At 36.4% G+C, this 20,312-nt stretch carries 16 protein-coding genes and 1 pseudogene; 13 read left to right on the top strand and 4 right to left on the bottom strand.

Annotation, left to right across the window (positions count from 1 at the left end; genetic code table 11):
* Positions 1-106: 106 nt before the first annotated feature.
* Positions 107-661, bottom strand: coding sequence for a hypothetical protein (locus NFR82_RS08050; protein WP_251717777.1), 555 nt, complete (start codon positions 659-661; stop codon positions 107-109).
* A 178-nt stretch (positions 662-839) separates the two neighbouring features.
* Positions 840-2,636 (bottom strand): oligoendopeptidase F, encoded by a 1,797-nt coding sequence (gene pepF / locus NFR82_RS08045; protein WP_251717776.1) that lies wholly within the window; start codon positions 2,634-2,636, stop codon positions 840-842.
* Between the two features lie 168 nt (positions 2,637-2,804).
* On the opposite strand from pepF, the gene NFR82_RS08040 reads away from it, so the two are divergent.
* From NFR82_RS08040 to ubiE, 6 genes are all read left to right on the top strand, one after another.
* Entirely contained in the window at positions 2,805-4,043 is a 1,239-nt protein-coding gene (locus tag NFR82_RS08040; protein ID WP_251717775.1) for an LCP family protein, read from the top strand.
* 381 nt (positions 4,044-4,424) lie between these two features.
* Complete coding sequence (locus NFR82_RS08035) at positions 4,425-5,846, top strand: cytochrome ubiquinol oxidase subunit I (RefSeq protein ID WP_251717774.1); 1,422 nt, start codon at positions 4,425-4,427, stop codon at positions 5,844-5,846.
* On the top strand, positions 5,847-6,872 hold the full coding sequence (gene cydB / locus NFR82_RS08030) for a cytochrome d ubiquinol oxidase subunit II (protein ID WP_251717773.1): 1,026 nt from the start codon (positions 5,847-5,849) through the stop codon (positions 6,870-6,872).
* 4 nt (positions 6,873-6,876) lie between these two features.
* Positions 6,877-8,595, top strand: coding sequence for a thiol reductant ABC exporter subunit CydD (cydD, locus tag NFR82_RS08025; protein ID WP_251717772.1), 1,719 nt, complete (start codon positions 6,877-6,879; stop codon positions 8,593-8,595).
* The gene (cydC, locus tag NFR82_RS08020; protein ID WP_251717771.1) at positions 8,585-10,333 is read left to right on the top strand and encodes a thiol reductant ABC exporter subunit CydC; all 1,749 of its coding nucleotides are present in this window, start codon (positions 8,585-8,587) and stop codon (positions 10,331-10,333) included. The genes cydD and cydC overlap by 11 nt, the downstream gene beginning before the upstream one ends.
* 14 nt (positions 10,334-10,347) lie before the next feature.
* The gene (ubiE, locus tag NFR82_RS08015) at positions 10,348-11,058 is read left to right on the top strand and encodes a bifunctional demethylmenaquinone methyltransferase/2-methoxy-6-polyprenyl-1,4-benzoquinol methylase UbiE (protein WP_251717770.1); all 711 of its coding nucleotides are present in this window, start codon (positions 10,348-10,350) and stop codon (positions 11,056-11,058) included.
* Here the strand turns inward: ubiE and NFR82_RS08010 are convergent.
* A complete protein-coding gene (locus NFR82_RS08010) occupies positions 11,051-12,043 on the bottom strand; it encodes a polyprenyl synthetase family protein (protein ID WP_251717769.1) in 993 nt (330 codons plus the stop codon). The two genes, ubiE and NFR82_RS08010, sit on opposite strands and share 8 nt — an antisense overlap.
* A 66-nt stretch (positions 12,044-12,109) precedes the next feature.
* Here NFR82_RS08010 and NFR82_RS08005 point away from each other — a divergent pair, with 66 nt between their 5' ends.
* The 6 genes from NFR82_RS08005 to NFR82_RS07980 all read left to right on the top strand — a co-directional run bounded on the left by NFR82_RS08005 (position 12,110) and on the right by NFR82_RS07980 (position 17,521).
* Positions 12,110-13,009 (top strand): prenyltransferase, encoded by a 900-nt coding sequence (locus NFR82_RS08005; protein WP_251717768.1) that lies wholly within the window; start codon positions 12,110-12,112, stop codon positions 13,007-13,009.
* A gap of 22 nt (positions 13,010-13,031) precedes the next feature.
* Positions 13,032-14,255, top strand: coding sequence for an NAD(P)/FAD-dependent oxidoreductase (locus NFR82_RS08000; RefSeq protein ID WP_251717767.1), 1,224 nt, complete (start codon positions 13,032-13,034; stop codon positions 14,253-14,255).
* Positions 14,256-14,363: 108 nt separating this feature from the next.
* Positions 14,364-14,726, top strand: a complete 363-nt coding sequence (locus tag NFR82_RS07995) for a hypothetical protein (RefSeq protein ID WP_251717766.1) — start codon at positions 14,364-14,366, stop codon at positions 14,724-14,726.
* Entirely contained in the window at positions 14,723-16,264 is a 1,542-nt protein-coding gene (locus NFR82_RS07990) for an ABC-F family ATP-binding cassette domain-containing protein (protein ID WP_251717765.1), read from the top strand. The genes NFR82_RS07995 and NFR82_RS07990 overlap by 4 nt, the downstream gene beginning before the upstream one ends.
* Positions 16,265-16,279: 15 nt before the next feature.
* Positions 16,280-17,047: a threonine/serine exporter family protein gene (locus NFR82_RS07985; RefSeq protein ID WP_420908765.1), complete on the top strand. Its 768-nt coding sequence runs from the start codon at positions 16,280-16,282 to the stop codon at positions 17,045-17,047.
* Positions 17,048-17,050: 3 nt separating this feature from the next.
* Entirely contained in the window at positions 17,051-17,521 is a 471-nt protein-coding gene (locus NFR82_RS07980) for a threonine/serine exporter family protein (RefSeq protein WP_251717764.1), read from the top strand.
* A gap of 176 nt (positions 17,522-17,697) precedes the next feature.
* Here NFR82_RS07980 and NFR82_RS07975 read toward each other — a convergent pair.
* Positions 17,698-17,787, bottom strand: a pseudogene (locus NFR82_RS07975) (energy-coupling factor transporter transmembrane component T family protein); the annotation flags it as partial.
* A 150-nt stretch (positions 17,788-17,937) separates the two neighbouring features.
* On the opposite strand from NFR82_RS07975, the gene NFR82_RS07970 reads away from it, so the two are divergent.
* A partial coding sequence (locus NFR82_RS07970) for a YSIRK-type signal peptide-containing protein (protein WP_251717763.1) occupies positions 17,938-20,312 on the top strand: 2,375 nt, incomplete at its 3' end.

Here is a 20,312-nt window from a genome sequence, read left to right as displayed (position 1 = left end):
TCCTGTAAAATACAGAAATCGTGTATTATCAAATGTTTAAATTTTTATAAAGTGTCTAACTTTTCTATGGCACTTCATTTTCTGAATCCTTTTTTATTGACTTTTATTAGTTAGGTAAATCAGTTCTAGTGATTTCACCATAATGATGAATCGGTTTTGAAACCCGACGAGCATATGCAACAATGGTTGGTTTATAGCCAACTGCAATTGCAAGAGTAGGTTCAGTCTTACCATCAAATGATCTATTAACTAAACCATAGTAAGTACCGTTACCAGCTCCAGCTGTCCAACCATTAACATTTAGCCATTGAATTCCATCTTTGTTGAAGATAGTAGCGTTTCCCCAGTTCATGGTTTGATCAATGATAAAATGATATTTCTTATAGTTAGAAGCATACTTACTAGTGACTTTAGAATTAGCTTGATAAAGCTTGATGCCATTAACGTGATGCTTACTAATAATAACCTTATATTTTTTATAGTGCTTTTGACCTAACATATTACTACCAGAATATACCCATTTTCCGCGCATATTAACAGGAGTAACAACGTGACCAATTCTTCCATAACTTGCTGCATCAGCAGGCTTTGAAGTTAATGCACCGACACCTAATAGGGCGAAAAGGGTTGCGAGGGTAGTTATTAATTTTTTATTGCTCATAGTTGATCCCTCCCTTAACCTTACACCTTTATTAAATCATGGAATGGGAGAAAAATGAAAGTTTTTTTATTAAAAATGACAAAAAAACCATCCCAACTTGGAATGGTTAAATGTGATGTGAGAAATTTTACTTTCCACATACTGTTATATATTTTGTCGCCTATTAAGTCAACTCATTTTAGCGTTTAATTAAACTTTCGAATTCATCAAGACGCTTTTCAAAAGTCTTAAATGCATCTTCTAAGTAGTTAGGCTTAGTCATATCTACACCAGCGCGCTTGATAATTTCTGTTGGGTAATCGCTTGAACCTGATTTGAGATAGTTAATATAAGCTTCACGATCTGAAGTGTCACCATGAACAACTTTATTGGCAAGAGCAGTTGCTGCTGCAAAGCCAGTAGCGTATTGATATACATAGAAGTTGTAGTAGAAGTGCGGAATTCTTGACCATTCTTTAGCAATATCGCCGCCTTCTTCAACACTTGGACCATAGTAGCGTTGGTTTAATTTACCATAGAATTCATCTAAGATATCAGCAGTTAACGGTTCGCCTTGTGCATCTGCTTCATGGATGAATTGTTCAAATTCCGCAAATTGCGTTTGACGGAAAAGTGTTCCCTTAAATGAATCAAGATAATGGTTAAGTACAAAAGCACGTGTTTGTGGATCAGTAATATGATCTAAGAAGTATTCAGTTAAGATGTTCTCATTAGTAGTTGAGGCAATTTCTGCCACGAAAATTGGATAATCGCCGTAGACATAAGGTTGGAAATTGCGTGTGTACCAAGAGTGCATTGAGTGACCAGTTTCATGAACTAGAGTGTAAAGCGAATCGAGGTTATCTTCCCAGTTTAATAATTCGTATGGATCAGTATCATAGGCACCACCAGAATAAGCACCAGTAACTTTGTTTTTGGTTTCTACAACGTCAATTACGCGATTATTGAAGATATAGTCAACATGCTTCAAATAATCCTCACCAAGTGGTTTTAAGGCCTCAGTAGCTTGCTTTTTTGCTTCTTCATAATTATATGAAAGAGTAGGTTCACCTGTTAGTGGTACATACATATCCCACATTTGGAGATCTTTTAGGCCAAGGATCTTCTTGCGAAGAGCAACATAGCGGTGTAAAAGATCAAGGTGACTGTTTACTTCTTTAATTAAAGTATCGTAAACAATACTTGGAACACCATTTTCAGCAAGTGAGGCATCTTTGGCTGAATCGTAGTGGTGCATGCGAGCATTAAAGTTATGTGATTTAACTACTCCTGACAAAGTTGAGGCAAGAGAATTTTCAAATTGACCATAGCTTGCGTACATTACATCAAATGCATTTTTACGAATGCGGCGATCTTGAGATTGAATTAATAATGAATATAGACCATCAGATAATTGAACCATTTCGCCATTTTCATCCATAACATAGCCATATTCCATGTCAGAGTTGGTTAAGACGTTAAAAGTGTTTTCTGAACTGCTCATAGCATTTTGAGCGTCGGCAATAATTTTTTCTTCACTAGCTGGTAAAGTATGTGGACGCTTGCTGGTAATTTGATCAATTAAGTGTTGATATTCCTTGAGACGCGGCTCTTCTTGTTCAAATTGTGCAAGTTTGTCTTCAGGAATGCTCAAGATTTCTGGATTAAGGAAGGCAGTAACCGCCTCGAATTGACTAGCTAAAGTTTGCGCTTTGGTAGCATAGCCCAAGTAGTGTGAGTTGGATGTGTCAACATCACTAGACATGGTTGCATAGACATAAACATTTTCAAGTCTGCGCTTAACGGCCAATATTTGGGTTAAGCTGGAATAGAGGTCATGACCAGATTGAGTAAGAGTCTTTTTAAGGTCGGCTAAATCTTCAAGATCATTTTGGATATTATCGTAAGCATTTTCCCATTCTTGATCATCTTTAAAAATACGGGTTAAATCCCAAGTAAGTTCTTCGGGGACTTCATTTCTAGTTGGAATTGCCATAATCGTTCTCCTTTTGTAAAAATATTATCTTTAATATTAGTAGTATAATTGAAAAAAGACAAAAAATAATTTATTTTAAAAATTCTCGCAATAACATTCCATAGTCGTGAAAAAAGTGTTACAAATAATACAATTAGATATAGTTCGAAGGGAAACGAGAAATTAATAATGGACCAAACTCCAAAGCGAAGAGAAGAATATCGAAATAGAAGATCATCATTAAATTTACGCCGTAACCGTATTTTTGCTGCATCAGAAGCTAATGTGAAGCCAGGCAATATGGTTGCTCGAATCATTGGATTAGTAGCTATATTAGCGGTTGGATTTTCGGTTGCCTGGGCGGCCCATATGTACTTTTCAATTCATAGTGCAATTGATGGTAATAACGGTAATAATACAGCCACCTCAGCTAAGATTTTGGCTAGAAAACCAATTTCAGTTTTGGTACTTGGGGTTGACCAGGGAATTGAGGGCCGTCATGATCAAGGTAATTCAGATACTTTGATTTTAGCCAGTTTGAACCCAGATAAAAATAAAACTACGATGACCTCGATTCCACGTGATACCTTAGCTGACATTAAGGGTGATCCCGGTAATAAATATTATATGTTCAGGGTTAACTCTGCATATGAAATAGGTGGTCATAAGGCATCAATGGCAACCATTACTGATCTTTTAAATGTTCCAATTGATTACTATCTTGAAGTTAATATGAAAGCTTTAAAAAGTTTAGTAAATGCTGTAGGTGGGGTAGATGTTGATGTTCCATTTGACTTTAGTTATGACTGGAATGATTTCCACAAAGGTAAGCAGCATTTAAATGGTCGACATGCCGTTGCCTATGTTCGAATGAGAAAAGAAGATCCGCGTGGTGACTATGGTCGTCAAATGCGTCAACGTCAGGTCATTGAGGCCGTAGCACATAAGGCAATGTCAGTTAATACTTTGTCTAATTACCGTAAGTTAGCAGAAATCTTCAATAAATATGTTAAAACTAATTTATCATTCAATGACATGATGGCTTTGGCCCTGAATTATCGTGGATGTATGAAGAATATTGATAGTGGTTATATTCAAGGTCATGATGCTTGGATTGATGGTTCATCTATTCAGGTTGCTTCAACTAAAGAATTACAAAAGAAATCAAACAAGATCCGTAAGAATTTAGGCTTACAGACAGAAACATTGAATAACGAAGAAACTCGTCAGAATCGTTTGAATGATGAACAAAATCACTTGAAGTGGGATGATCCTGATGCTTTCATGAATTATCAAATCTTTAACAGCGATTCTGATACTCCTGAAAGTAAATCAGATTTCAATAATCAGACTTCGTCTGATTCAAGTTCAAGTAGTAGTAGTCAAACATCGTCTAATAACAATAATTGGTTTAATATATTTAAATAGTATACAAAGGTCTGAATTTATATTCGGACCTTTTTTATCTGCATAATTTTCTGAATTATTTAATAACCAGTAAAGAAAATTAAGCTTTTTTAAAGTTTTTTTCTTAAATAATTATTTGGATTTATGACAAGGAAAAATGTGCTTTATATTCACATTATGGTGAAAATATTAGCTTATACACAGATATAAATCGAAATATTCGCTATTCTGACTCAGAAAGCTATAATTAAAAGTAGGAACTAAATAAAAAATAAGATAACGCTATTGAAAGCGTATAACTTGCTGTATTGCAAGAAGTTAGCGCTAGATGTACACTGAAAGTGTTAATTTAATAATATCTGTTATCAAATAAGGAACGTTTAGTTCTATGGAGGCGTAAATATGAATATTGTTGATTTAGCAAGATTCCAATTTGCGATGACAACAGTCTTTCACTTTTTCTTTGTACCGTTTTCAATTGGTACAGTATTTGTTGTTGCAATTATGGAATCCATGTATGTTCATACTGGCAATCCTGACTATAAAAAGATGACGAAATTCTGGGGAAAGGTATTTCTTTTGAGTTTTGCTGTGGGGGTAGTTACAGGACTTATCCAAGAATTTCAATTCGGTATGAACTGGTCGGATTACTCAAGATTTATGGGAGATATCTTTGGTGCTCCACTTGCATTTGAAGCACTTTTGTCATTCTTCATTGAATCTACATTTATTGGTTTATGGATGTTTACTTGGAACAAGGTTGGTAAAGGACTTCACTTGTTCTTTATCTGGATGGTTGTATTCGGTACATTGACCTCAGCTTTCTGGATTTTAACTGCCAACTCATTCATGCAACACCCAGTTGGATTCGGAATTAAGGGTGGCCGTGCTGTTATGACTAACTTCGGTGCACTTTTAACCAATCCACAATTGATGTATGAATACAGTCACGTAATCTTTGGTGCATTGTTAACTGGTTCAGTAGTCTTTACTGGTCTTGCTGCTTTCCAACTTCTTAAGAAGCGTAAGTTGTCAGACGCTAATAAGAATATTTATCACAAGACTATTAAGCTCGGACTTATCTTAATGCTTATTTTCTCAGCTTGTGAAATTATCGCTGGTGACTTCCAAACTCGTTACCTCGTTTCTGAACAACCAATGAAGTTTGCGGCAATGGAAGGAGTTGGAACCACTACCGGTAATAAAGCTCCTTGGTCAATCGTAGCTTACACTGATCCAAAGACTCACGAAGTATCACATAACATTGATATTCCAGATCTTTTGAGTATTCTTTCTTACCACAAGACAACTGGTGCTGTTAAGGGTATGAAGGAAGTTAATGCTGAATTTGAAAAGAGATACGGTACTAAGATCGATGGAAAAAAGATGGACTATTATGTATCATCTAACACTTTATTCTACTCATTTAGATTAATGGCAGGATTTGGTGGATTATTGTTCTTAGTTGCAATTATCGGCTTGTTCATGATACGTAAGAGTTCAGGATACCTTTACAAGCATAAGTGGACACTTTGGGTATTAGGTATTTTGACCTTCTCACCATTCCTTGTTAATACTGCAGGTTGGTTAATTACTGAATTAGGTCGTCAACCATGGACCGTTTACGGTTTATTTACTACTGCACAAAGTGTGTCACCAAACGTATCTGTCGCATCATTATTGACATCAAATATCGTTTACTTCTGCTTATTTACATTCTTAGCAATTGTTATGATTGCTTTAGTTGTAAAAGTATTGCGTAAGGATCCTGACGAAATCACTGATGATGTTGCTACAGACCCATTTGCAAAGGGGGCCTTCTAAATGGAATTTTTACAAATTCTTTGGTTCGTTTTAATTGGTGTCTTATTCTCAGGTTTCTTCTTCTTAGACGGTTTCGACTATGGTGTCGGAATGGCCGTTGAAACTTTAGGACACAATGAACGTGAAAAAACACAAATTGTTCGCTCAATTGGACCTGTATGGGATGGTAATGAAGTTTGGTTAATTACTGCTGGTGGTGCAATGTTTGCATCATTCCCATTCTGGTATGCAACTTTATTCTCAGGTTACTATTTAATTCTTTTGCTTATCTTAGTTGGTTTGATTATCCGTGGTGTTTCATTCGAATTCCGCGCAAACAGCTCAGATGGCCATAAGAGATTCTGGGACTGGACTTTAACAATTGGTAGTTTCATGGCTCCATTTTTCTTGGGTGTAATGTTCATCTCAATGATTAAGGGTATGCCAATTGACGCTGCAGGTAACATTTCAGCAAGTTTCTTCGATTACTTTAATTGGTTCTCAGTTGTTGGTGGTATCGCATTAACTTTGCTTACTTATCTTCACGGTTTAAACTACTTAGCATTAAAAACCACTGGACCTGTTTCAGAACGTGCTCAAAATTATGCTCAAGCACTTTACTGGGTACTTTACGTTGGTGAAGTAGTCTTTGCACTTCTTTTATTGTTCCAAACTGACTTCATCGAAGTTCACCCAATTTTAACTATTCTTTGCTTGGTATTAATTGTTGGTTTCTCAATTGCAGCACATGTTGCTTCATTTAAGAATCGCCAAGGTTGGGCATTCTCATTTAGTGGTTTAACGTTGATTTCACTTGTTGCATTGATCTTCTGTGGTTTATTCCCACGTGTAATGATTTCATCAATTAGTAGCAAGTATGACTTATTAATTAACACTGCTTCATCATCACACTACACTTTGATTGTGATGACTATTGCAACTGTAATTTTGGTACCATGTGTATTAGCTTACACAATTTGGGCTTACTACATTTTCCGTAAGCGTATCGAAATGCCTGCAGTAGGTGAAGTATCAGGAGAATATTAAATTTATGATTGATCGACATCTATTTCAAATTGCGGGTGCTAGTTCAATTGCAAAAAGGCTTGCAGTACTTGAGGTTCTGCAGGCCTTTTTAATTATTGGACAGGCTTATGCACTAAGTGCAGTTTTAACAAAATTATGGCGAGGATATGCCATTGACTGGCTTTTATTACTTACTTTTGCGCTTTGCTTCACTGGAAGACAATTGATTGATATTTATAACAATCATCAGCTTGAAAAATATTCAAGTAAGGTGACTGAAGATCTAAGAAATCAATTACTGACTAAAGTATTTGATGAAGGACAAGCGTTAGTTCAACGTCAAGGTACTGGTAGTTTAATTACCATGTCACTTGATGGGATTGAAGAAGTTAGTCAGTATATCAAGTTAGTATTTAGTAAAGTCTTTACATTGATGATTGTGCCAGTCTTTGTCTTTGTAGCAATGCTGTTCCTTAACTGGCAATCAGCTCTTATCTTGATGATTATGTATCCATTAATTGTGCTATTCATGATTATTTTAGGTAAGGCAGCGCAAGATAAAGCAATTAAGCAATTTGGTAATTTCCAAGTGCTTTCAAATAACTTTATCGATTCTTTGCGAGGGATTGATACCTTGAAGTACTTAGGTTTGAGTAAACGCTATTCACATAGTATTTTTACTTTGAGTGAAGGCTTTAGAAAGAAGACTATGGCTGTTTTAAGAGTAGCGATGCTTTCAACTTTTGCCTTGGACTTCTTTACAACTTTATCAATTGCCATCGTGGCTGTTTACTTAGGTTTAGCCTTATTAAATGGTAAAATTTCACTTTTCCCTGCCTTAGGAATTTTAATCTTGGCACCGGAATTCTTCTTACCAATTAGAAACTTCGCAAGTGATTTCCACGCTACTTTGAATGGTAAAAATGCCTTCCAAAGAATTAGTGAATTAATTAAAGCGCCAAAAGAAAAAAGTGAAGATGTAGCTATTACTACTTGGTCAGAAGATGATCAATTGAAGGTTAATAACCTTCGCTTTGCTTATCCAAAAGGAACTGAAATCGGTCCAATTAATGTTAATCTTAAAGGATATGAAAAAGTTGGAATTATCGGAATGAGTGGTTCAGGAAAGAGTTCATTAATTAACCTACTCAGCGGATTTTTGACTCCGAATGAGGGAAAAGTTGAAATCCAGGGACAAGAGACTACAACTTTGAATATTCCTGATTGGCATAAACAATTGATTTATATTCCGCAGAATCCATATATTTTTACAGCCAGCTTGAGAGATAATATTAAGTTCTATACACCAGATGCAAGTGATGAGGAAATTAAAAAGGCGATCGATGTAATGGGACTTGATGACTTGCTAGCAGATTTGCCAGATGGCCTTGATACTGTTATTGGTCAAGGAAAACGTGTCCTTTCAGGTGGTCAGGCGCAAAGAATCGCGCTTGCTCGTGCTTTCTTAGATAAACAGCGCCGCGTCATGATTTTCGATGAACCAACTGCTCACTTGGATATTGAAACTGAAATTGACTTGAAGAAGCGGATGATTCCATTGATGGAAAATCGTTTGATCTTGTTTGCAACTCACCGTTTGCATTGGCTTAGACAGATGGACTACATCTTAGTTATGAACCATGGTGAATTAGTTGAACAAGGAACTTATGAAGAACTTGATGCCAAGCATGGTTACTTCACACAATTAACACAGGAAATGAGAGGTGAAAAGGATGTTAAATAAAATACCGATTATAAAAGCATTGAAGCATGATCGTTGGGTTCGTCCTTTTCTCAAGCAATATAAGAAGACCTTAATTCTTGCGATTTTCCTTGGAGTGCTAACTTTCTTTTGTGCTGGGGGATTGATGTTCTGTGCTGGCTATTTGATTAGTAAAGCCGCTACAATTCCAGAGAATATTTTGCTGATTTATGTTCCAATTGTTTTAACTAGAGCATTCGGAATTGGACGACCAACTATTCAATATTTTGAAAGATTAGTTAGTCACAATTGGGTTTTAAAGATGACTTCTAAGCTTCGTCAAAGACTTTATGACTCACTTGAAAATGATGCAGTATTTTTCAACAGTAAATATCAACTTGGGGATATCTTGGGACTTTTATCAGATGATATTAGTCACATCCAAAATTTATATCTCAGAACAATCTTTCCAATGTTTGTGGCCTGGGGATTATATGCCATTATCGTGATCGGAATTGGGGTTATATCACCTTTTATGGGAATCTGTATGCTAGTTTTGTACGGCTTGATGATTTTTGCAATTCCAATCTGGTCAGTTCTGATTAATGGTGCTCGTCAAAGTTACAAAAAGCAGCTCCAAGATCAACTTTATGTTGATTTAACTGATGATGTGATGGGAGTTAACGACTGGGTTTTATCAGGACGCGGAAAAGGCTATTTGGATCTTCATGTGGATAACGCCCGGAAGTTAACAGAAATTAACTACAAGATGAAAAAGTTTGAACACTTGCGTGATTTCTTGATGCAAATGTTGTTCTTACTAGTTGTGGTTAGCCTAATAATTTGGGGTGCAGCTAAGTTTGGTGGACATCAAAGCGAAGCAAGTAACTGGATTGCGGCCTTTGTTTTAGCAGTTTTTCCACTTGTGGAAGCTTTTGCAGGACTTCCTGCAGCGGCAGAAGAAACCAATATTTACCAGGATTCTTTGGTACGTCTGAATGAATTGCCACAACCTAAGAATGAAAAGAAAGAACCAATAAAACTTTCTGGTCCACTTACTTTGGATCTTAAAGATGTCCACTATACTTATCCACATACCCAAAAAGAGATTTTACACGGAATTAATTTATCAATTAATCCTGGAGAAAAATTGGCTATTCTTGGTCGAAGTGGTTCAGGTAAGTCGACGATGGCATCTCTACTGCGAGGGGACTTGATTCCAACCGAAGGTTCAATCACCTTAGCTGGAGTTGATACCAGCAAATTCGGTGATCAAATCACCAATTACTTTAGTGTTATCAACCAAAGTCCATATTTGTTCAATACTACGATTGCTAATAACTTGCGTCTTGGTAATGAAGCTGCAAATGACGATCAACTTTGGGATGCTCTTCGCCGTGTTGGTCTTGATCAAATGGTTCAAGCTTTACCAGATGGCATCAATACTAAAGTTGAAGAAGCCGGATTACGCTTTTCTGGTGGTGAACGTCACCGTTTGGCCTTAGCTAGAGTACTTTTGAAAGATACGCCGATTGTCTTGCTTGATGAACCTACTGTTGGTCTTGATCCAATTACTGAACAAGCAGTAATTAATACTATTTTTGATCAATTAAAAGGTAAAACATTAATTTGGATTACCCACCACTTACAAGGAATTGAACAAATGGATCAAGTTATCTTCTTAGAAGATGGTAAACTTACCATGAATGGTAGTCCAAGTCAGCTTTGGGAAGATTCAGAACGATTCCGAGAATTAAAGCGGGCTGATCAAGGTTTATAGAGTAAGGTGATCAAATGGCTTTAACAAATAAAACTTCAGAAAAAGAGGTTCATGATCTCTTTACCCGAGTTGCACCTAAGTACGATTTAATGAATAATTTTGTTAGTTTAGGTGTGCAAAATAAATGGCGTAGAGCTTTTTTAGATAAGTTAAAACTCCGATCCAATGCCTTATGTCTTGACCTATGTTGCGGAACTGGTGATTCAACATTGGATTTAGCAAGACATACGAGAATGGCGATCGGACTTGATTTTAACGAAGAAATGATGAGATTAGCCTTACCTAAAATCAAAAAGGCAAGACTAAGTGAAAAAGTTAGATTAGTGAAAGGTGATGCGATGAACTTGCCTTTCAAGGATAATACGTTTGATTACGTCACAATTTGCTTTGGACTGCGTAATGTTCCTGATGCAGGAAAGACAATTTCAGAAGCCTTACGAGTTTTAAAACCTGGTGGTAAGTTTGGAATCTTGGAAATGTCTCAACCTACTAATCCGGTAATTAAGTTTGGTTGGAAAGGATATTTTAAAATCTTTCCATACTTTGCTAAATTAACTCATAATCAAGTTTCTGATTATCAATATTTGTCTAAAACAAGTAAAGCCTTCTTGTCCGCAGATCAGCTTAAGAATCTGCTTGAACAAAAAGGCTTCAGGAATGTAGCTATTACTAAATTAACTTGGGGAGCTGGTGCAATTCATATTGCCCAAAAGCCCCTTACATAGTTCTGGTTAACAATTTCTTAGTCATTTTAACTAGGATAGTTTTTTCAGGACAAGTTTGGACAATATCAAGGCTTGAGATTGCCTTATCAGTATAATCTTTAGCGATTTGGCGACTTTGATCAATGATTGAACTATTAAGGATGAGATTTTGAACTTCTTCCATGTCGTCAGTGGTCATCTCATACTTCTTAGCTAAAATTGGCTTAATCTTTTTAGCAAGATCTTCGTCATGTAAAGCTAAAAGAAGTGGAAGTGAGTAAACGCCAGTTGCTAAGTCTTCAAGAATTGGTTTATTCAAATTCTTGCCACCGTTATAATCGAGAATGTCATCAACAATTTGAAAGGCAATTCCAAGATTATGACCAAAGTTAGTTAAAGCAGTAACGATTTCTTCATTACCGCTAGAAAAGTATGCACCTTCTTCAGCTGCTAAGCTAAAAAGTGCAGCTGTCTTACCACTAACATGTTCAATATATTGCTCAAAAGTTTGCTTAATATTAAAACGCTCAGCCATCTGACCAAGTTCACCATAAAGAATCTGGCGCATGGCCTTGGCGTTTTCGACCATATAATGGTGCTCGTTAACTGTCGCAAGAATTAGGTCAAAGAAGTTAGTGAACAAAAGATCTCCAGCATAGACGGCCACATCTTTGCCAAAGCGGGTTTGGATGCTGACTTGACCGCGGCGTTCATCAGAGTCATCGATAATGTCATCATGAATTAAGCAGGCCATATGCAGGATTTCAATTGAGCTGGCCAATTTGATAATTTGTTCAGAAACATCCTTACTGCCGTTAGCAATTTTCGCGCAGAGGATCAAAAGACTAGGACGTAAATATTTGCCACCGTTGTCAGCCATTTGAGTTAAGGCTTCCTGAAGTTCAGGATAGGGTGTTTGAATGGTTTCATGAATGCATTTATTTACTTTATCTAGCTGGTTTTTAATAATTGGCAATTTTTGCCAAGGTTTATTTAAATTTTTCATAGATATATTCCTTATAATAGAAAGTGAATGTGACTGAGAACAATCCTTTGGAAGGAAGTGAGGGAAATGTCGTTAAACGTATTTTTAGAATTAATCGAGATTAAGGCAAAAACCGCAAGTGTAATTCCCTTCTTATTAGGGCTATGTTATAGCGTATATCATTATCATCATATAAATTGGGACTTGGCTATAGTATTTTTTATAGCGATGTTCCTCTTCAATATGGTGGTAGATATGTTTGATAACTACTGTGACTATTATCACGCAGATAGTAAAAGTTACCAAGCAAATACTAATATTATTGGTAGAGAAAATATTTCTCCAAGACTTGTTCTTGGATTAATTGTCATCCTTAGTGTAATATCAGCATTGATGGGAATATGGCTAGTAGTAAAAGCAGGGCTTCCTGTTTTATGGATGGGAATCTTCTGTTTTGCCATTGGTTATCTTTATTCGTTTGGTCCACATCCTATTTCTAGTTTACCATTAGGAGAGCTAGCTTCGGGATTTACAATGGGATTTATGATAGTTTTTTTAAGTGTCTATATAAATACCTACCAAACTTTTACTTGGGATTGGCCAGCAGTGATTAGAATCTTTCTCGTAGCCTTAGCTGATGAATTGTGGATCTCTAATTTGCTCTTGGATAATAATTTATGTGATGCGCAAGAAGATGAAGATAATCATCGAACTACCATTATCCACTTTATCGGTGTAAAGGGCGGTTTAATAGCTTATAGTATTAAGAATGTTTTAGCCTTTTTGATTATTATTCTATTACCGTTTTTGAACTTAGCGCCAAAGACGGTTTGGTTAACGGTTCTTATTATACCGTTTGTTTATAAACAAAATAAAATATTAATTTCTAAACAAGTAAAGACTGAAACCTTTATTACTGGAGTGAAGACTTTATTTGTTGGTTCGTTAACATATTTAGTTACCTATTTTTTAGGGATGTTGTTTTAAATAAAAAGATTGGAGAATTATCATGAAAAAGATTGTTGTAGTAGGTGGCGGATACGCTGGCTTAAAGAGTGTCGTTCTTTTACAAAAGAAATTAAAGGAAAAAGTTGAAATTGTTTTAGTAGATCACAATTCATACCACTATGAAACCACGCGTTTGCCAGAAATCATTGCTGGTGAGAAGTCATACACTAAGATCTCATATCCATTTGCTGATGTACTTAATGACAAGATGACTAAGTTCATTCAAGATGAAGTAACTTTAATTGATTATGAAAACAAGAAGGTTAAATTAGCTAACCATGATGATTTTTCATATGATTACTTAATTTTAGGTCTTGGCTTCGTCTTAGGTACTTTTGGTATCGAAGGTGCAGAAGAATTTGGTATGCCAATGCACAGCGTTGACACTGCTTTAGCAATTCGTGATCACATTTATGCACAAATGAAACATTACCGTGATACTAAGGATCCAAAGGCACTTAATATCGTAATGTGTGGTGGTGGTTTCCAAGCAATTGAAATTTCAACTGCGATTGCAGAAAATCGTCCACGCTTTGCCAAAATGGCCGGCGGAATTGATCCAAATGAAATCAAGGTTTATGCATTTGATGGTTCTCCAAGACTTCTTCCAATGTTTGACGAAAACCAAACTAAGTATGCTTTGGAATTAATTAAGAATATTGGTGTTGAAATCATTAATCCAGCTAAGATTCAAAAGTTAACTGCTGATGCAATTTACTACAAGATGAATGATGACGATGAAAATGCTGAAGCTCGTAAGATTGAAGCTAATACCAAGATTTGGATGATGGGCTTTAGCGGTAGTCCAGTTATCGCTAAGTCAGGCTTTGATCAACGTCGAGGCAGAATTATGGTTGATGATCACTTGACTGTTCCTGGCCATGAAGAAATTTACTCATTAGGGGATGTTTCATCTGTAATGGTTCCAGGCAAGAAATGGCCATGGCCTAACACCGCTCAACTTGCTCTTTCAATGGCTGATTACGCTGCAGAAGATTTGACAGCAAGGATTAAAGGCAAGAATCGTCCAGCTAAATATACTTACAAGGACTTGGGCGTAGTTGTAGCTGTTGGTGATAACCACGCTGCCGCATACGCACTTGGCCACAACTACCGCGGTCGACTTGCTTCAATCATGAAGAAGATGATTGTTGATAAGTCATTGATGGAAACTGGTGGTATTAAGGAAACCATGGCTGTTGGTCGTTTCGATTTATACCACTAAAATTCAAATAAATAATATTTTTCGAAAAGTGATGGACTTAGTTCATCGCTTTTTTTCTGATTTGATATTATCATATAAAGATAGAACTAATAACGGGAAGGTCTCTATATGAAGAAAAATACACTTTTTCCAGTAATTTACGGCGTGATTTCAGCTTTAATTTCCTTTATTGCGGTGATTTTCATTTGCCTTCACAGCTTTAAGTTGAATTTACAGCTATCAATCATTGTTGCCGGAATTTTTGCGATCTTTTTCTATGTGGTTTCATATTTTAGAGGTCATGCTAGTGTGGAGATTAAGCGAATCGTTTATAAATATAAATTAACAGATCAAGAACTTGCTAAGATTACTGGTATGAAGGCCAGTGATTTCCCAATCTACCATAATAAATTGCAATTAATTTTGCCCAAGCGCTATTGGCCAAGAGTTTTAGACGCTTTACAAAAATATGAAAAGGAAAGAGAAAATTGAGTTTACTTGAAGTAAAAGATTTAAGTCAGGGTTTTATTGATAAGACCTTATATGAAGATGCAAATTTTGTTTTAAATAAAGAAGATCACATGGGGGTCACTGGTCAAAATGGGGTTGGTAAATCAACTTTGATTAATATTTTGATTGGTGAGATTATTCCTGATAATGGTCAGGTTAAATGGCAAAACAAAGTTGATGTTGGCTACTTAGACCAGTATGCAAAATTAGCACCAGGAGTTACCATCAAAGGCTTTTTAAAGACGGCATTTGATAAGCTTTTTCAAAAAGAAAAAGAGTTAAATGATCTTTATCTCAAATATTCCGAGACCGGGAATGAAGATTTGCTTGAAAGGGCGGGGAAAATTCAAACCTACCTTGAAGAAAATAATTTCTATGATATTGATACAGAAATTGAACGTGTGGCTTCCGGACTTGGTTTAGCAGAACTTGGCTACGATCATGATGTGTCAAAATTATCTGGTGGTCAGCGTTCCAAGATTATTTTGGCCAAACTGCTTTTACAAGCGCCAGATGTTTTGGTCTTAGATGAACCTACCAACTATCTTGATGTGTCCCATATTGATTGGTTAGTGGATTATTTAAATGCCTTTGAAGGCGCATATATCGTTGTTAGTCACGATTATGACTTCTTAGGACGAATTACCAACTGTATTATTGATATTGATTTTGGAACTATTACACGCTATACAGGAACTCTTAAGCAAGCGATGAGGCAAAAAGCTGCAAACCGTGAAACTTACCTTAAGGCTTATGCCAACCAGCAGCGTAAAATCGCCAAAACTGAAGCATATATCCGTAAAAATAAGGCCGGTACTCGTGCTAAAAGTGCCAAATCGCGTCAAAAGCAGCTTGACCGGATGGATGTTTTGAATCCGCCTAAGAATAATAAGAAGGCGCGCTTTGAATTTCCATATGTGGCAACTGCCTCTAACTTGCTTTTGCAAACACAAGATTTAGTAATTGGTTATGATAAGGCCTTAGTAAAATCAGCTTTTAACTTTTCAGTAGGTGGTAATGAAAAGGTGGCTATTACTGGTTTTAACGGAATTGGTAAAACTACCTTGCTCAAGACCTTACTTGGCAAGTTAAAGCCAATTTATGGTTCATACGACTTATCAGTAACCGCCAAGCTTGCTTATTTCAAGCAGGATTTAACTTGGCCCAACAATAATATGACACCACTACAATACTTGCAGGAAGAATTTGAGCGTAAAAAGCCTAAGGAGCTCCGTCAAGCCTTAGCTAGAATGGGGTTAACTGCTCAGCAGGCTATGAGTCCGCTCAAGGAGTTATCTGGTGGGGAGCAGGAAAAGGTTAAGCTGGCTAAGATGCAGTTTGAACCAGCAAATTTGCTTTTTCTAGATGAACCAACCAACCACCTTGATAATGACACTAAAGATGCTTTAAGAAAGGCAATCGTAAATTTCCCAGGTGGAGTAATTATTGTTTCTCACGAACGTGACTTCTTCCGTGGAGATTGGGTCGACAAGACAATAGATTTAGAAAAATTAAGTTAATCAGGTAAAAAAATAATGGATAAGCCAAATGCAGAATTCTATCAAGAAGTACTTGATATATGTTTAACAGCAGGTCGCTTGATGATTGAAGGCGGAAGCGAGATGTACCGAGTGGAAGATACCATGCTTAGAATTGCTCGCAATGCTGGAATTAGGGATCCACGAGTTTTCGCAACTCCAACTTGTGTTTTCATGAGTTTGGATGGAGGAGACTTGTCGCAAATGAAGCAAATTCGTGATCGAAATATTAACCTAGAATTGGTAGATCGAGTTAATGAATTATCACGTCGATTTGCGACTAAAGAAATTACAATTAATGAATTAAAGAGAAAAATTACGGAAGTTTATTACACGCCAGCTTTTCCATTGTGGATTCAGGTTATTGGAGCGGCAGCACTAAGTGCAACTTTGATGGTGCTCTTTATTGATAATTATGATTGGGTGGACTTTCCAGCTGCAGCGATCGTTGGAGCACTTGGGTACCTAGCATATGTAGGTTTTAAACGTTTTACCAAAGTCCGCTTTTTGTCAGAGCTTATTGCAGCGATGGTAATGGCACTGGTGACGATTACTATTACTCACCTTTTTCCGAAAATGATTACCGATAATATCTTGATTGGAGCCTTGATGACCTTGGTTCCGGGTTTGGCCTTTACCAACGCTTTGCGAGATTTATTTATGGGTGATTTATTATCTGGAATTGTACGAATTTTCGAAGCAACTCTTACCGCCTTAGCCTTAGGCGGTGGAGTTGCAATCGTGATTAAGTTTTTGGGAGCGTAACAAATGCCTTTGTGGTTAGAAATTATTATCAATGTTGCTTTTTCTTATATTGCTTCGGTCGGCTTTGCTTTAACTATCAACGTTCCTCGTCGAGCCCTCCATTTAGCAGGGGTTAGCGGAACAATCGGCTGGATGGTTTATTGGTTTATTTCTCGCGCTGGGATGGGGCGAATGCTGTCGAATTTGTCAGGAGCATTTGTCATTGGAATTTTGGGATTATTCTTTGCTCGAATGAAAAAATGTCCGGTTACTGTCTTCAACATTCCGGCTCTTGTCCCACTTGTACCAGGTGTGCCAGCTTATCAGGCTGTTAGAGCCTTAGTCAATGGTGATATCTTTGAAGCTGAAGCATCAATTTTGCGAGTAGCAATTGTAACCTGTGCAATTGCACTTGGAATTTTGCTTTCAACGATGGTGACTGAAATGTTTTATCGGAGTAAAAGATTTTACAGACAGCGCCGAAACAGGTTATAATATAAGAGACGAGTCGAGAAAAGAACGCGAGATGCGGATATTTTTGAGATAGAGGACATCTGCTTTTAATAGCAGGCACGGGAAGTGCTGATGTTGGATAAGCCTGATGTGAACAGAAACTGTCCACATATTGTTTTACAATGTGCCTTGAGTTAAGCGAGCCAGAATGGCTCGCTTTTTTTCTTTGATCTAAAACATCTAAGCTGCATTGTCGTACTAATAGTATCGATGCGATCAAGACTTGAAAAAATGATTGGTGTTACGGTATATAGACTAGCTTCGATCAGTTTGTATTATTAGAAGTTGATTTTTGCGTTAAAAAATAAAGCGAGACAATTGACAGATAAATAACACGCGTTATACTAAACTATAGAAATTAATTGAAGTTTATTTAGAGTTGAAGAGAGTGATTTAGGATGTTATCAAAGAATAATAAGCAAGAGAAATTAAGAAAATTAGAAGAAAAGAATAATCATTTTGCAATTAGAAAGTTAACAGTTGGAGTAGCTTCTGTTTTAATTGGTTTGACCTTTATGGGTGTGTCAAATAATCACGTTGAAGCAGCTACTAATGATAATGATCAGGCTAGTGTAGCAACTACAAATATTAATCCAAAAGCTGAAGTTGAATCGTCAAATCCACAAAAAGATGATACTCAGGCTGATCCAAATACTCCAGTTAGTTCTAAAACCTCTGCAACAGCAGAATCTAACAAATCTACTCAAGCTCAAGATACAAATAAAGCACAAGTACCTAATACTCCATCAAATGAAGCAGTAGAAAATGCCCCTGCAGTTAAAGGAGTTGGTACCGAAAGCAACGGTCAACAAATTGATAACATTCACAGCATCATCAGTGTCACTGCCACAAACAAGTACACTGGTCAAACTTCATCTTCAAGTGCTAATACAGTACAAGTCAATGAACCTGTTGCTAAAGATTTGGACATGGTGCTTACTCTAACTAATGATACTGATCAAGAACAAAAAATTAATACAACTTGGCCAAATAATTCGTATGTTCTTCCTGCCTATGGTGGAACAGGTGCTCAAATTGTAGTCGATCCTTCTAGAGTTAAAGTAGTTAATGGCGAAGTTACTTTTGGTGGTAATTACACTGATAGTAATGTTTCAATTGCTTCTTGGGACTATGCCACAGGTAACAGTAGTTCAAGTGGTTTTAATGGTAGTCCAGAAACTAAAGCTATTATTGCTAAAAACCCCGAATTAATTGGTGGATTCTCAACTACAGGAACTCTTAAAGCAAAAGAAACTGTTACAATCATTGTGCCACTAAAAGTTGTTGATACTCAAAAACAACTTCTGGAACGCGTACAAAAACAATATGGTCAGGAAATTAAGATCCAAGTAAGTCCTGAAAACTTCCGTGATGCAAATGATTACACTGATACTAATTTAACAGTTGATGGCTTAACTGATGGTAATATTTCCAACTTGGCTGAAAATAATGGTGAGTTAACCGTTTCTGGTCAAATTACTAATAACGGTTTTATCTCTCATGATGAAAGTTTAGTTTTCAACTTATCAAGTGTTGGTAGCGCTGATAACCATAAGGTACAAACTGTTTTAGACCATGATAAAGCTATTCAGTTAGATTGGAATAATACCACAAACGATAATATTTCTTATTACGTTAACGGTACTTATAAGACTGCTGATCAAATGACAGATTCTGATTGGAATCATGTAACTATGGTTAAAGTTGATGCATCTCTTCAATCAGGTCAAACTGGAAAAGTAACTATTCCGGTAAAACTTAGCAACTTAGATCAAATTGAATCTGATTTGCAAAACGTAAACGATATTGGTCCATCCAACAATCGTTTAAATACCATTTCTTTATCTGCAAAATCAGACAATAGTGATCTTAAAGTTACTAACGGTTCAGTTAGTTATTATTCTGAATTACCTGCTTATGCTGCAATGAAGGCCATTGAAGATGAAATTAATGGTAAAGGTTCAATTACTCCAATGTACTTAGTAATTGATGAAGATGGTAATCGTAGCTACGAACCAATTGCTGATATTTCAATTCCACAATTAGGCAAAGACTACTTCACTTATGTAAATATTGGTCACAAAGATCCAAGTAGTATTTTATTTACTGATGGTTATTACACTATTAAACTAGATAAAATTTTTGACGCTGCTAAAGATCATGGCTTCTCTGTAAATATCAGTAACAACAACGGTCAAGAAGCTGCTTGGCCAACATATTATTACCAAGCATTTAGTGCTAATAAGGCTGATCAAATCGATCTTTATACGCAACTCCAACAAATTTTTAATACTAAAGACTTAACTTTAATGGCTGGAGATAGCTGGAATTCTAATGATAGTCTCGTATCGGCTAATATTGATTTTTATACTTTAAACTTCTCAGATTACTTTGGCACTGCCTACGATGGTAATAAAGATCTTAAGGCTACTGGTGATTACACTTATGACTTATATGACGCAAATGGTAATCAAATTGATAAAGATGTTCCTGTAGGTCAAAATGTACCAACTTTAGCAATGGGAACTTATAAAGTTGTTTACCATTATCAAATTAATAAAGATGAGGTCGTTTCCAAGGCTGCCACAATTATTGTAAATGGTAGTACTTCAGGTGATCCTTTAACTCAACCAGATAAACCTGAATTCCAAGGTGGCGTTGCCGGAATTCCATTAACACAACCAGATAAACCTGAGTTCCAAGGTGGCGTTGCTGGTATTCCATTAACACAACCAGATAAACCTGAATTCCAAGGTGGCGTTGCTGGAATTCC

It is taken from the genome of Lactobacillus agrestimuris, from assembly GCF_943193025.1.
In the GTDB taxonomy this organism is placed as follows: domain Bacteria; phylum Bacillota; class Bacilli; order Lactobacillales; family Lactobacillaceae; genus Lactobacillus; species Lactobacillus agrestimuris.
The sequence above is the reverse complement of the archived record's forward strand: the minus strand, read 5'-3'. Positions and strand labels throughout refer to the sequence as shown.

What these genes read in the sequence shown, in the direction of transcription:
- NFR82_RS08050 (WP_251717777.1), bottom strand. Translation starts at nt 661, where the DNA reads ATGAGCAATAAAAAATTAATAACTACCCTCGCAACCCTTTTCGCCCTA.
- pepF (WP_251717776.1), bottom strand. Translation starts at nt 2,636, where the DNA reads ATGGCAATTCCAACTAGAAATGAAGTCCCCGAAGAACTTACTTGGGAT.
- NFR82_RS08040 (WP_251717775.1), top strand. Translation starts at nt 2,805, where the DNA reads ATGGACCAAACTCCAAAGCGAAGAGAAGAATATCGAAATAGAAGATCA.
- NFR82_RS08035 (WP_251717774.1), top strand. Translation starts at nt 4,425, where the DNA reads ATGAATATTGTTGATTTAGCAAGATTCCAATTTGCGATGACAACAGTC.
- cydB (WP_251717773.1), top strand. Translation starts at nt 5,847, where the DNA reads ATGGAATTTTTACAAATTCTTTGGTTCGTTTTAATTGGTGTCTTATTC.
- cydD (WP_251717772.1), top strand. Translation starts at nt 6,877, where the DNA reads ATGATTGATCGACATCTATTTCAAATTGCGGGTGCTAGTTCAATTGCA.
- cydC (WP_251717771.1), top strand. Translation starts at nt 8,585, where the DNA reads ATGTTAAATAAAATACCGATTATAAAAGCATTGAAGCATGATCGTTGG.
- ubiE (WP_251717770.1), top strand. Translation starts at nt 10,348, where the DNA reads ATGGCTTTAACAAATAAAACTTCAGAAAAAGAGGTTCATGATCTCTTT.
- NFR82_RS08010 (WP_251717769.1), bottom strand. Translation starts at nt 12,043, where the DNA reads ATGAAAAATTTAAATAAACCTTGGCAAAAATTGCCAATTATTAAAAAC.
- NFR82_RS08005 (WP_251717768.1), top strand. Translation starts at nt 12,110, where the DNA reads ATGTCGTTAAACGTATTTTTAGAATTAATCGAGATTAAGGCAAAAACC.
- NFR82_RS08000 (WP_251717767.1), top strand. Translation starts at nt 13,032, where the DNA reads ATGAAAAAGATTGTTGTAGTAGGTGGCGGATACGCTGGCTTAAAGAGT.
- NFR82_RS07995 (WP_251717766.1), top strand. Translation starts at nt 14,364, where the DNA reads ATGAAGAAAAATACACTTTTTCCAGTAATTTACGGCGTGATTTCAGCT.
- NFR82_RS07985 (WP_420908765.1), top strand. Translation starts at nt 16,280, where the DNA reads ATGGATAAGCCAAATGCAGAATTCTATCAAGAAGTACTTGATATATGT.
- NFR82_RS07980 (WP_251717764.1), top strand. Translation starts at nt 17,051, where the DNA reads ATGCCTTTGTGGTTAGAAATTATTATCAATGTTGCTTTTTCTTATATT.